The organism is Mycobacterium montefiorense (assembly GCF_003112775.1).
In the GTDB taxonomy this organism is placed as follows: domain Bacteria; phylum Actinomycetota; class Actinomycetes; order Mycobacteriales; family Mycobacteriaceae; genus Mycobacterium; species Mycobacterium montefiorense.
Genome location: NZ_BFCH01000036.1, coordinates 310,610 through 323,076 on the forward strand (window position 1 = coordinate 310,610; position 12,467 = coordinate 323,076).

General features: G+C 64.7%; 9 protein-coding genes and 1 pseudogene. 9 read left to right on the forward strand and 1 reads right to left on the reverse strand.

The window, feature by feature from the left end; all coding sequences use genetic code 11:
• Window positions 1-2,380 (reverse strand): annotated as a pseudogene (locus tag DB708_RS25285) (lysylphosphatidylglycerol synthase domain-containing protein).
• A gap of 215 nt (window positions 2,381-2,595) precedes the next feature.
• Between DB708_RS25285 and DB708_RS25290 the strand changes: the two are divergent.
• The 9 genes from DB708_RS25290 to DB708_RS25330 all read left to right on the forward strand — a co-directional run bounded on the left by DB708_RS25290 (window position 2,596) and on the right by DB708_RS25330 (window position 12,467).
• The gene (locus DB708_RS25290) at window positions 2,596-3,543 is read left to right on the forward strand and encodes a class I SAM-dependent methyltransferase (RefSeq protein WP_108926300.1); all 948 of its coding nucleotides are present in this window, start codon (window positions 2,596-2,598) and stop codon (window positions 3,541-3,543) included.
• A 103-nt stretch (window positions 3,544-3,646) separates the two neighbouring features.
• Window positions 3,647-4,369: a FadR/GntR family transcriptional regulator gene (locus tag DB708_RS25295; RefSeq protein WP_108926189.1), complete on the forward strand. Its 723-nt coding sequence runs from the start codon at window positions 3,647-3,649 to the stop codon at window positions 4,367-4,369.
• Entirely contained in the window at window positions 4,366-5,163 is a 798-nt protein-coding gene (locus DB708_RS25300) for an MlaE family ABC transporter permease (protein WP_108926190.1), read from the forward strand. The genes DB708_RS25295 and DB708_RS25300 overlap by 4 nt, the downstream gene beginning before the upstream one ends.
• A 1-nt stretch (window position 5,164) precedes the next feature.
• Window positions 5,165-6,034, forward strand: coding sequence for an ABC transporter permease (locus DB708_RS25305; RefSeq protein WP_108926191.1), 870 nt, complete (start codon window positions 5,165-5,167; stop codon window positions 6,032-6,034).
• A gap of 5 nt (window positions 6,035-6,039) precedes the next feature.
• Entirely contained in the window at window positions 6,040-7,254 is a 1,215-nt protein-coding gene (locus DB708_RS25310) for an MCE family protein (RefSeq protein WP_108926192.1), read from the forward strand.
• On the forward strand, window positions 7,251-8,282 hold the full coding sequence (locus DB708_RS25315) for a virulence factor Mce family protein (protein ID WP_108926193.1): 1,032 nt from the start codon (window positions 7,251-7,253) through the stop codon (window positions 8,280-8,282). Before DB708_RS25310 ends, DB708_RS25315 begins: the two co-directional genes overlap by 4 nt.
• On the forward strand, window positions 8,279-9,820 hold the full coding sequence (locus tag DB708_RS25320; RefSeq protein WP_108926194.1) for a virulence factor Mce family protein: 1,542 nt from the start codon (window positions 8,279-8,281) through the stop codon (window positions 9,818-9,820). Before DB708_RS25315 ends, DB708_RS25320 begins: the two co-directional genes overlap by 4 nt.
• Window positions 9,817-11,316, forward strand: a complete 1,500-nt coding sequence (locus DB708_RS25325; RefSeq protein ID WP_108926195.1) for a virulence factor Mce family protein — start codon at window positions 9,817-9,819, stop codon at window positions 11,314-11,316. Before DB708_RS25320 ends, DB708_RS25325 begins: the two co-directional genes overlap by 4 nt.
• An 8-nt stretch (window positions 11,317-11,324) precedes the next feature.
• Window positions 11,325-12,467, forward strand: coding sequence for a virulence factor Mce family protein (locus DB708_RS25330; protein ID WP_108926301.1), 1,143 nt, complete (start codon window positions 11,325-11,327; stop codon window positions 12,465-12,467).

Sequence of the window (12,467 nt, forward strand, 5' to 3'; positions counted from 1 at the left end):
CTAGACCATGTCGTTGTCGGCGAGCCAGCGCATCACCGGCCAGCCGATGAAGACCGGCAGCCAGCAGGTGAGCACCCGATACAGCAGCACCGATGGCACGCCGACAGCGGCGGGCACCCCGAACGCGGCCAACCCACCGATCAGCGCCGCTTCGACGGCACCCACGCCGCCGGGCGTCGGCGCGGCCGAGGCCAGGGTGCCGCCGACCATCGTCACCACCGTGCAGGTGACGAATGTGGCGCCGCCGCCGAAAGCCTGGACGCTGGACCACAGCGCCAGCGCCACACCGAGAGTCGTTCCGGCACAACCAAGTACGATCAGCGCGAGTCGCCTGGGTTCACGGACCAGCTCGATGAGGTCCTTGGCCACTTCCTGCAGCCGCGGGCGCACCGCCGTCGCCAGCCAGCCAGCCACGGAGCGTGGGCACGAACAGAAATGTGCCGACAATGCCCAGCGCCACACCCGCGATCAGGTAGAGCACCGTGGCATCGGGTACGAAATGCGAAAGGTCCATCGACGCGCCCGCCACGGTGCTGAACAAAATCAGCAATAGCAGGTGCATGATCACCTGTACCGATTGCTGCAGCGCCACCGCGGCGGTGGCCCGCATGACGGACAGGCCGCTCTTCTGCAAGATCCGGGTGCTCAGTGCCAGCCCGCCGACGCCGGCCGGGGTCGTGGTGGCGGCAAAGGTGTTGGCTACCTGGGCTATTGACAGCTTCCAGAAGTTCACCGTCCCGTCGGTGCACGCCCACAACGCCGCCGCTGCACCCACATACGTCGAGGCAGAAATGAACGCACCCAGTACTGCCCACCACCAGTTCGCCGTCCTGAGCTCGGAAAAGAATGTCGGCACGGTGCTGATGAACGGGTACGCGACATAGACCAGCGCGCCGAGCAGGACCAGCTGAACGACCTGACTACGGGTGAACCGGGTGATGGTTTCCTTCTCGATCTGATCCGCACCCGTTTGGGATTTGACTTCGGCCCGCGCGGCCGAGATGACAGCGGACGCGTCGCCTACCGACTTGCGGACCCGTTTGGGCACAGCGGATTTGGTGAGCCGACGCGAGGCGGTCAAGATGTTGTCTTTGCCGAACGTATCGATGGCCGCCCGAACCGCCGACTTCGCGTCGTACAACGCTGACGTGGTCACCAGCAGCTGGGCCAGGTCGGATTGCAGTTGTGCTTCGGTGGCGCCGTATTCGGCGTTGCCGAACCCACCGAAGAGCACCGTGCCGTCGTCGACGGTGATCTCGTGGCTGCGCAGGTCGCCGTGCGAGATCTGAAAGTCGTGCAGCTTTCCCAGCGATTCCCATACCCGCGCGACCGGTGTCGTCTTTGTGCACTCGTCGAGCGGGATCCCCCGAACGGGCCTGTGGGCGTAGAGCGTCCATCCCCGGTCCAACGCCGCGAAGGCAATCGTCGACGTGTTGGCCACGCCCACCTCACCGATGGCGATGGCCATCAACGCGCGATGCTCGACGGCGCGACGCATCGAGGCCTGCAGGGGAGCGGTCTCGGCATCACGCAGCCGCAGCTTGCGCCACAGCTCGCGCAGCGCGCCGCCACTGCGTTGGTGCGGGCCGTACAACTCGATCGCTGCCGTCGAATCGGGATCGCCGGAATCGGTCGACAGCACAAGCGGACCGGGTCCGGCGGGCCGGATCACCATCAGCCGTGAGACGACGAATCCTCGCTTGGCCATCGCACGGACCGCGGCCACCAGCGGCACTTCCAGCGCGGGTGTACCGACGGCCAGCACCACCAGCGCGCCGACGAACCAGCCCACCGCCAGCCCCACCAGCGAGCGGGCCGGGACGATGGCGCTGATGACGAGGTGGATCGGCACGAAGGCGAGCAGCAGCGCCCACCACCAGTGTCGCCAGCGCGCGGGAAGCCAGGGGCCGGAAACCGTCAGCACCGCGGCCAGCATCGCGATCCAGCGCGGGTCGTCGAGGAACTGCGCGGGTAGCGTGCTCAGCCGGTCCGAGACATCGAAGTGCCAGCGGGGTGCCGCCAGGCGGTTGCTGCTGATCGACAAGGGGAGTGCCGCGAGAATCGCGGCGGCCCCGTAGGCGCCCAACAGTTTCCACTGTCGGGCGACGATCAGGCCGATCAGGATCACGAATGGCAGCGCCAGAATCGCGAACCCGTATAGCAGGTAGACCACGTCCGATTGCGTGGGCGACAAGACCCCGACAATCTGGGAGACGGATTTCTCCAGCCGAATCCAGCGGGTGCGGGTGACCAGCGAGCCGGTGATCACCGTCGCAAGAAACACTGTGGCCAGGATCAACCGCAGAATGTCATTGGTCCGCCGATTCACCGGTTGCAGCAAGCTGCCCGAAACGCTGATCTCGCGCCCGTCAACTCGCATGACCGTGATCCTTCGAAATCCCTGGGCCCGTGCGCCGCTGTTAGCGGCCCGCCGACAACTTAACCGGATACCTGCGGGCAAGCGCGCATGAACCTGGTGGACAGGTTGTTTACCTGCGGGTAAACGGTAGCCGGACGCCGCCGACGGACACAGCCTGCGGACAGTTCGCTCACGTAAGGTCGCCCAAAGTGTGCGTCAACCGGGAGGACGTGAGCGTGGCCAGGACCGAGAACGACAGCTGGGAGATCACCGAGAGCGTGGGGGCGACGGCGCTGGGCGTCGCGGCATCCCGAGCGGCGGAGACCGAGAGCGAAAATCCGCTGATCCGCGATCCGTTTGCCCGCGTCTTCCTCGACGCGGCCGGTGATGGGGTGTGGAATTGGTATTCCGCTCCGCAGCTGCCCGCCGAGCTCCTCGAGACCGAGCCTAATTTGGCGCAGCAGATGCAGGCGATGGTCGGCTATATGGCTTCCCGGACCGCCTTTTTCGACGCGTTCTTTCTGGACGCGACGAACGCGGGCATCTCCCAGGCGGTGATTCTGGCGGCCGGCCTGGACTCGCGGTCCTGGCGGTTGCCGTGGCCGGACGGCACCACGGTGTACGAGCTCGACCAGCCCAGGGTGCTCGATTTCAAAGCGTCGACGTTGGCCGACCATGGGGCGCAACCCGCCTGCAACCGGGTCGCCGTCCCGGTGGACTTGCGCCAGGACTGGCCGAAGGCCTTGCGCGAGGCCGGTTTTGACGCCTCAGCACCCAGCGTCTGGTCGGCCGAGGGGCTGATGCCATATCTGCCGGCCGCAGCCCAGGAGCTGCTGTTCGAACGCGTGCAGGGCCTGACTGTCACCGGCAGCCGGATCGGTGTGGAGGCGCTGGGGCCGAAGTTCCTCGACCCCGAAGCCCGGACGCGCCGTAAGGCGCGGATGGATCGCGTCCGCGCGGCGTTCGCCAAAGCGGACCTACAGCGCGAGGTCCCCAGCACCGACGAATTGTGGTACTTCGAAGAGCGCGAAGACGTGGGTGCCTGGTTCGGTCGCCACAGCTGGGACGTGACGGTGACGCCTTCGCTGGAACTGATGGCCGGCTATGGCCGCAGGCCGGCGGAAGAGGTCGAGAACGACGTCCCCGGCAACCTGTTCGTCGCCGCGCAGCGGACGGGGAACTAGCGCCCCCGGCAAACACCGATCCCGGATGGACGGCGTGGGCTGCGCGACACGCCAGTGGTCTGACCACTTGACGTCTGACCTATGACCGAGAATGCTCTTGCGCATGGCGCTGCAGCCGGTGATCCGCCGATCGGTGCCCGAAGAGGTCTTCGAGCAGATCGCGGCCGATGTACTCAGCGGGGAGATGCAGCCCGGTGAGGCACTCCCCAGCGAGCGCCGCTTGGCAGAAGTTCTTGGGGTGTCCCGACCGGCCGTTCGCGAGAGTCTCAAGCGGCTTTCGGCGGCTGGCCTCGTCGAGGTTCGCCACGGCGACGTCACTACCGTGCGTGACTTCCGCCGGCACGCGGGCCTGGACCTGCTGCCCCGGTTGGTATTGCGCAAGGACGAGCTCGACATCTCCGTTGTCCGCAGCGTGCTCGAGGCTCGGCTGCGTATCGGCCCGAAGGTTGCCGAACTGGCGGCTGAACGGCATGGACCTGAGTTGGCCGGCTTGTTCGAGGATTCGCTGCGCGATCTCGGGACCGAACGCGATCCCATCGTGTGGCAACGCCACTCCCTCAAGTTCTGGGATCAGGTGGTCGATAGCACCAGCTCGATCGTATTTCGGTTGATGTACAACGCCTTTCGCGCCGCATATGAGCCGGCGCTGGCTGCCCTGGCCGGCGGGATAACCGCTGAGGTCAAACGTCCGGACGCCTACCGGAAATTGGCCGATGCGATCTGCGCCGGCGATGCCGTCGGGGCGAGGAAAGCCGCCAACGACTTGCTCGAACTCGCCAACACCGCGATGCTGGCCGCTCTCGACCGCCCGGGGAGGCGGCGATGAGCACCCACACCGTGATCGCCACTTATCTCCGCGGTCAGATCCAGCCCGGGATTGACGCGGTCGGCGGCTTCTGTCAGATGTGCGTCTTGACCGGCAAGGCGCTGTTTCGACGGCCCTTTCAGTGGGGTGAGGTGATCGAGCAGGGCTGGTTCATCACGAACGTTTCGTTGCTGCCAACCTTGGCGGTCTCGATTCCGTTGACAGTGCTCATCATCTTCACGCTCAACATCCTGCTGGCCGAGTTCGGCGCTGCCGACATCTCCGGCGCGGGCGCGGCGCTGGGCGCGGTCACCCAGTTGGGCCCGCTGACCACCGTGCTGGTGATCGCCGGCGCCGGGGCGACAGCCATCTGCGCCGACCTGGGCGCTCGGACCATCCGTGAGGAGATCGACGCGATGGAGGTGCTCGGCATCGACCCCATCCACCGGCTGGTCGTGCCGCGCGTCGTCGCCGCGACCATCGTCGCCGCACTGCTCAACGGCGCGGTGATAACCATTGGCCTGGTAGGCGGTTTCGTCTTCGGTGTCTTCATCCAACACGTTTCGGCCGGCGCCTATGTCGGCACACTCACCCTGGTCACCGGCTTGCCCGAAGTGGTCATCTCGGTGATCAAGTCGGCCATCTTCGGGATGATCGCCGGCCTGGTCGGCTGTTATCGCGGGCTCACCACCAAGGGCGGTCCCAAAGGCGTGGGCACCGCCGTCAACGAGACGCTGGTGTTGTGCGTGATCGCGCTTTTTGCGGTCAACGTGGTTCTGACCACGATCGGCGTGCGGTTCGGGACGGGGCGCTGACATGTCGACCTTCGCCGTGCTGCGCGCCCGCTACCCGCGCACTAGTTCCAACCTCAACCACTACGGTGGCGGCGCGGTCCGAAGGCTCGAGCGGATTGGGATTTTCGCGAGGTTCACGCGGATCAGCGTCACGCAGATTGGGTGGGCGCTGCACCGGTACCGCACCGAGACGCTGCGACTCATCGCCGAGATTGGCATGGGCACCGGCGCGATGGCCGTGATCGGCGGCACGGTCGCCATCATCGGGTTTGTGACGCTATCCGGCAGTTCGCTGATCGCCATCCAGGGCTTCGCCTCGCTGGGCAACATCGGTGTCGAGGCGTTCACCGGATTCTTTGCCGCACTGGCCAATACACGTGTCGCCGCGCCCATCGTCTCCGGTGTCGCGCTGGCCGCCACGGTCGGCGCGGGTGCCACCGCCCAGTTGGGTGCGATGCGGATCAGCGAGGAGATCGACGCCCTGGAAGTCATGGGCATCAAGTCGATCTCGTATCTGGTCTCCACCCGGATCCTGGGCGGGCTGGTGGTGATCGGGCCGCTGTACGCGCTGGCTCTCGACATGGCCTTCACCTCGGGCCAGCTCGTCACCACCGTGCTCTACGGACAGTCGAACGGTACCTACGAGCACTACTTTCGTACCTTCCTGCGTACTGAGGACGTTTTCTGGTCGGTCGCCGAGGTCGTCACGATCGCGGTGGTGGTGATGATCACCCATTGCTACTACGGGTACACCGCCAGCGGTGGCCCCGTCGGCGTCGGCCAGGCAGTCGGCCGATCGATGCGTTTTTCACTGGTCTCGGTGGTGGTCGTCGTCTTGCTGGCCCAGTTGGCGCTGTACGGCGTCGACCCGAACTTCAACCTCACGGTGTAACCGCCATGGCCGCGGAATTGACGCGCAATACCCGACGCGTCGTGCTTTACGTCGAGGGCATGGTCTTACTTCTGGTCAGCGCGATCGTTCTCACATTGGTGTACATGCAATTTCGGGGAGACTTCACGCCGAAGACCGAGCTGACCATCGTCGCCTCGCGGGCGGGCCTGGTGATGGAACCGGGAGCGAAAGTCACCTTCAACGGGGTGGCGATCGGTCGGGTGGCCAGCATCTCGGAGATCGAACGGGACCGCAGCCCGGCGGCGAAACTGGTGCTGCAGGTAAATCCGGAGTACATCAAGCTGATTCCGGCCAACGTGGAAGCCACCATCGAGGCAGCCACCCTGTTCGGAAACAAATATGTGTCGCTGGTCTCGCCGGAAAACCCGCAACAGCGCCGGATCTCGCCGCATGACGTGATTGACGTGCGCTCGGTGACCACCGAGTTCAACACGCTGTTCGAGACGATCACCTCTCTCGCCGAGAAGGTGGATCCGATCGAGGTCAACGCCACGTTGTCCGCGCTAGCCCAGGCCCTGGACGGACTGGGCAGCAACTTCGGGGATTCGATCGTCAATGGCAATCAGATTCTGGCGCAGTTGAATCCGCGAATGTCAGAGCTCGGCCATGACGTGCGTGGATTGGCCGATCTCGGCGAAACCTATGTCCGTGCATCGCCGGACTTGTGGGCCTTTTTGCAGAATGCGGTGACCACCGCGCGCACACTCACCCGGCAGCAGAGCGTTCTGGATGCCGCGTTGTTGGCGGCGGTGGGTGTGGGCAAGACAGGCGAAGACATCTTCACCCGCGGCGGGCCGTATCTGGTGCGCGGCGCCGCCGACCTGGTGCCGACCGCGGCGCTGCTTGACACCTACAGTCCCGCACTGTTCTGCACGATCCGCAACTTTCACGACGCCGCGCCACTGATCTTGAATGCCGTTGGCGGGAACGGCTATTCGCTGGCGGCGGCCGGATCAATCCTGCTGGCGCCCAACCCCTATGTCTATCCCGACAATCTGCCGCGGGTGAACGCTCACGGGGGACCCGGCGGGCGACCGGGTTGCTGGCAGACCATCACCCGGGATTTATGGCCGGCGCCGTATCTCGTAATGGACACCGGAGCCAGCCTCGCGCCGTACAACCACTTCGGGCTTGGCCAGCCGATGTTCGCTGAATACGTCTGGGGACGCCAATCCGGGGAGAACACGATCAACCCATGAGAATCACTGGCACGGCAATCAAACTCGGAATGTTGTGGTTGGTCCTGTTGGTGTTCACCGTGCTGATCATCGTCGTGTTCGGCCAAGTACGCTTCGACCGCACCACCGGGTATTCGGCGGTGTTCACCCATGTCAGCGGGCTACGAGAGGGCCAGTTTGTCCGCGCTTCGGGGGTGGAGGTCGGCAAGGTCTCCAAGGTCACGCTGATCGACGGGGACAAGCGGGTGTTGGTGGAGTTCGCCGTGGAGAACTCGCTTGAGCTCGACAAGGCGACGACCGCGTCGATCCGCTACCTCAACCTCATCGGCGACCGTTACCTGGAGCTCAGGCGTGGTGACAGCGGTCAGCGGCTGGCCCCGGGCGGCAGGATCCCGCTCGAGCACACCCAACCGGCCTTGGATCTCGACGCTTTGATCGGTGGGTTCCGCCCGCTCTTGAAGGCCTTAGATCCCGACAAGGTGAACAGGATAGCTTCCTCGATCATCACCGTGTTCCAGGGTCAGGGTGGCACTATCAACGAAATTCTCGACCAAACCGCTTCGCTCACTGCAACATTGGCCGACCGCGACCAGGCGATAGGCGAGATCATCACCAACCTGAATACCGTGCTGGCAACCACTGTCAAGCACGAGAAGGAGTTCGATGGAACCGTCGACAAGCTGGAGGGGCTGATCACCGCGCTGAAGAACAGGGCCGATCCGTTGGCCGCGGCCGTGGCCCATATCAGCAACGCGGCAGGTACGCTGGCCGACCTGTTGGGCGAGGATCGGCCGTTGCTGCACAGCACTTTCGGACATCTCGAGGACATTCAGCAGTCGCTCATACACGATCTGCCGACTCTCGATCATGTATTGGGCAAGCTGCCGGAGGCCTATCGGATCATCGGCCGTTCCGGCGGCACCTACGGCGACTTCTTCAACTTCTACCTGTGCGACCTCTCGCTGAAAGTCAACGGATTACAGCCGGGCGGGCCGGTACGCACCATCAAGCTCTTCGGTCAGCCCACGGGCAGGTGCACGCCGCAATGAGAACGCTGACGGAACTCAACCGGGGCCGGGTCGGGCTGATGGGTGTGGTGGTTACGCTGCTGGTAATTGGTGTGGGGCAGAGCTTTACCAGCGTGCCGATGCTGTTCGCCACCCCAACCTACTATGCGGAATTCGCCGACACTGGCGGCATCAACACGGGCGACAAGGTGGAAATCGCTGGGGTACAAGTCGGTCTGGTGCGCTCGCTGGCGATTCGCGGCAACAAGGTCGCGATCGGATTCTCGTTGGTCGGCCGGATGATCGGGAAGGAAAGTCGTGTGGCGATTCGCACCGACACCATTCTCGGCCGCAAGAATATGCAGATCGAACCGCGTGGTTCAGAGCCGTTGCGGCCCAACGGGTTTCTTGCGCTGGCACAGACCAATACGCCATACCAGGTCTACGACGCGTTCGTCGATGCCACCAAGGCGGCCACGGGCTGGGACATCGAGGCGACCAAACGTTCGCTGAAGGTGCTGTCGGAGACCTTCGATCAGACCGCTCCGCATCTGAGCGCCGCCCTCGACGGCGTCACGAAATTCTCGGACACGATCGGCCAGCGCGGGGAGCAGCTCAAGCAACTGCTGGCGAATGCCAACAAGGTCGCGCGCGTACTCGGCAACCGCAGCGAACAGTTCAACGGGCTGCTGGTCAATGCCGACACCCTGCTGGCCGCATTCAGGCAACGCAGCCAGGCGCTGAGCATTCTGCTGAGCAACGTGTCGGACGTATCAGCTCAGGTGTCTGGCCTGTTCAAGGAGAACCCCAACCTCAACAATGTGTTAGCGCAGCTGAGTACCGTCAGCGACGAGTTGGTCAAGCGCAAGAAGGACCTGGGTGATGTGCTGATCCTGCTCAGCAGGTACACCGCGTCCCTCGCAGAAGCCGTCGCTTCCGGGCCGTACTTCAAGGCGATCGTGGTGAATCTGCTGCCCTATCAGATCATTCAGCCGTGGATTGACGCGGCGTTCAAGAAGCGGGGCATTGATCCGGAGAACTTCTGGCGCAGCGCGGGGCTGCCCGAGTTCCGCTTCCCAGACCCCAATGGCACTCGGTTGCCCAATGGCGCGCCGCCGCCGGCGCCGCCGGTGCTGGAGGGCTCCCCGGAGCATCCCGGGCCGGCCGTCCCGCCCGGATCACCGTGTTCCTACACGCCGGCCGCGGGCGCCTTGCCCCGGCCCGACAATCCGTTGCCGTGCGCAGGTGCCGCCATCGGCCCGTTCGGTGGCCCCGGCTTCCCGGCACCGCTTGACGTTGCGGCGTCGCCGTCCGACTCGAACGGCCTACCGCCGGCGCCGGGCATCCCGATCGCCGGGCGGCCGGGACAGACCCCGCCGGGCGTTCCGGGCACACCGGTGCCGGTACCGGCCGACGCGCCTCCGGGTGCACGCACCGAACCGCTCGGACCGGCCGGCCCGCCGCCACCGTCGACGTTCGCGCCGGGCCTGCCGCCGGGCCCGGCAGCACCACCGGGACCGGGGCCCCAGCTGCCTGCCCCGTTGATCACACCCAGCGGGACCGGAGGTAGCAACCAATGAGCACCATCTTCGACATCCGCAGCATTCACCTGCCGAACGTCTCCCGCAAGGCAATGCTCGTCGCAGTGGTGGTCGTGGTGTCGGCGATGGTCGCGCTCGTCGTTGGAGTGCAGCTATACCGCAAACTGACCAGCACCACCGTTGTCGCCTATTTTTCCGAGGCCCTCGCGCTGTACCCCGGCGACAAAGTTCAGATCATGGGTGTACGGGTCGGTGCGATCGACAAGATCGAGCCGGCCGGCGACAGGATGCGAGTCACCTTTCACTACAGCACCAAGTACAAGGTGCCCGCCAACGCCACCGCGTCGATCCTCAACCCCAGCCTGGTGGCCTCGCGGACCATCCAGTTGTCGCCGCCTTATATCGACGGGCCGGTGCTCAGCGACGGCGCAGTGATCCCGATCGAGCGCACCCAGGTGCCGGTCGAGTGGGATCAGCTGCGCGAGTCCATCAATGGGATCCTGCGCCAGCTCGGGCCGACGGCGGAGCAACCCAAGGGGCCGTTCGGCGAGCTCATCGATTCGGCCGCGGACAACTTGGCCGGCAAGGGGAAGCAGGTTCACGACACGCTGAACAGCTTGTCGGAGGCGTTGACGGCGCTGAACGAGGGCCGCGGCGATTTCGTCTCGATCACTCGAAGCCTGGCGCAGTTCATCAGCGCGCTGTATCGCAACGATCAACAGTTCATCGCGCTCAACGACGACCTGGCCCATTTCACCGACTGGTTCGCCAAGTCTGACCATGACGTAGCCGACACGGCCACACGGGTCGACGATGTGCTTACCATCGCGCGAAAATTCTTGAACGACAACAGGTCGACGGTGGCTCACGACGTCGACAACCTTGCCGACGCGACCACCGCCCTGCTGCAACCTGAGCCGCGGGACGGTCTGGAAACCGCGCTACACGTGCTGCCAACCTTTGCGGCCAACTTCAATAACATCTACTATCCGGCGCACAGTGCGCTGGTGGGAACGTTCGTGTTCCCGAACTTCGCGAATCCCATGCAGTTCATCTGCAGCGCGGTCCAGGCGGGCAGCCGACTGGGTTATCAGGATTCCGCCGAGCTGTGCGCGCAATACCTGGCGCCGGTTCTGGACGCCATCAAGTTCAATTACCTGCCGTTCAGCGCGAACCCTTTCAGCTCGGCGGCCGCCCTGCCCAAAGAGGTGGCTTACTCGGAGGAGCGGCTGCACCCGCCGCCCGGATACAAGGACACCACCGTCCCCGGGATCTTCTCGCGGGACACACCGTTTTCGCACGGCAACCACGAGCCGGGCTGGGTCGTCGCGCGCGGGATGCAGGGCACTGCGGTTCAGCCGTTTACTGCGAACATGCTGACCCCGGAATCGTTGGCCGAGCTGATGGGTGGTCCGGACATCGGGGCCCCGCCGCCGGGGACCAATCTTCCCGGACCGCCGAATGCCTTTGATGAGTCCAATCCTCCTCCGCCGCAGTGGTTTCCGCGTCCCGCACAGGCGGAGGCGGGCCGGTGAAGGCGGTGATGCGGCTGACAGTCGGCGCCGGTCGCCGCGGACTCGTGTTCTTACTGGCCGCGCTGGTATTGACTTCGTGTAACTGGCGTGGCATCGCCAACGTGCCGTTGCCCATCGGTCGTGGCGCGGGTCCCAATCACCTGACGATCTACGTGCAGATGCCGGACACGTTGGCGCTCAACACTAATAGCCGGGTGCGCGTGGCTGACGTATGGGTCGGAACCGTGCGTGACATCAGGCTGAAGAACTGGATAGCGACCCTGACGCTGGATCTCGATCCGGCCGTGAAGCTTCCGGTGAACGCAACCGCGAAGATTGGTCAGACCAGCCTGCTGGGCACGCAGCACGTCGAGCTTGCCGCGCCGAAAAACCCGTCACCGCAACTGTTGAAGACCGGTGACACCATCGGACTGATGAACTCCTCGGCCTATCCCACCGTTGAACGGACATTGGCCAGCATCGCGGTCATCCTCACCGGCGGAGGCATCACGAACCTCGACGTGATTCAAACCGAGATCTTGAAAATCCTGGACGGCCACGTCGATCAGGTGCACGAATTCCTCGGGCGGCTAGACACATTCATCACCGAGCTGAACCGGCGGAGCGGCGACCTCACCCGCGCAATCGATTCGACCAATCAACTGCTGACCATCGTCGCGAACCACAACGACACGCTGGATCAGGTGCTCACCGACATCCCGCCGCTGATCCGGCACTTCGCCGACACGCGCGAATTGTTCGCCGACGCCACCGAATCGCTGGGGCGATTCAGCGACGTCGCCAATCGAGCGCTGTCAGATAGCCGGCCCGACCTTCGGCAGAACCTGCAGTCCTTGCAGCGACCGCTCAAACAATTGGGCCTGGCCTCGCCGTATGTGGTCGACGCGTTGAGGTTGGGCCTCACGGCGCCGTTCAACATCGACGGCGTCTCGAAGGTGATTCGCGGCGACTTTGTCAACGTGTCGGCCGCGATCGACTTGACGCTCAGCACCCTCGATAACGCGGCGCTGAGCGGAACGGGGCTTTCCGGGGCATTGCGGGCGCTCGAGCAGGCGTGGGGACGGGATCCAGCCACCATGATCCCGGATGTCCGCTATACGCCGAACCCGAACGATGCCCCGGGAGGACCGCTGGTGGAAAGGGGTGAGTGA

What these genes read in the sequence shown, in the direction of transcription:
- DB708_RS25295 (WP_108926189.1), top strand. Translation starts at nt 3,647, where the DNA reads ATGGCGCTGCAGCCGGTGATCCGCCGATCGGTGCCCGAAGAGGTCTTC.
- DB708_RS25300 (WP_108926190.1), top strand. Translation starts at nt 4,366, where the DNA reads ATGAGCACCCACACCGTGATCGCCACTTATCTCCGCGGTCAGATCCAG.
- DB708_RS25305 (WP_108926191.1), top strand. Translation starts at nt 5,165, where the DNA reads ATGTCGACCTTCGCCGTGCTGCGCGCCCGCTACCCGCGCACTAGTTCC.
- DB708_RS25310 (WP_108926192.1), top strand. Translation starts at nt 6,040, where the DNA reads ATGGCCGCGGAATTGACGCGCAATACCCGACGCGTCGTGCTTTACGTC.
- DB708_RS25315 (WP_108926193.1), top strand. Translation starts at nt 7,251, where the DNA reads ATGAGAATCACTGGCACGGCAATCAAACTCGGAATGTTGTGGTTGGTC.
- DB708_RS25320 (WP_108926194.1), top strand. Translation starts at nt 8,279, where the DNA reads ATGAGAACGCTGACGGAACTCAACCGGGGCCGGGTCGGGCTGATGGGT.
- DB708_RS25325 (WP_108926195.1), top strand. Translation starts at nt 9,817, where the DNA reads ATGAGCACCATCTTCGACATCCGCAGCATTCACCTGCCGAACGTCTCC.
- DB708_RS25330 (WP_108926301.1), top strand. Translation starts at nt 11,325, where the DNA reads ATGCGGCTGACAGTCGGCGCCGGTCGCCGCGGACTCGTGTTCTTACTG.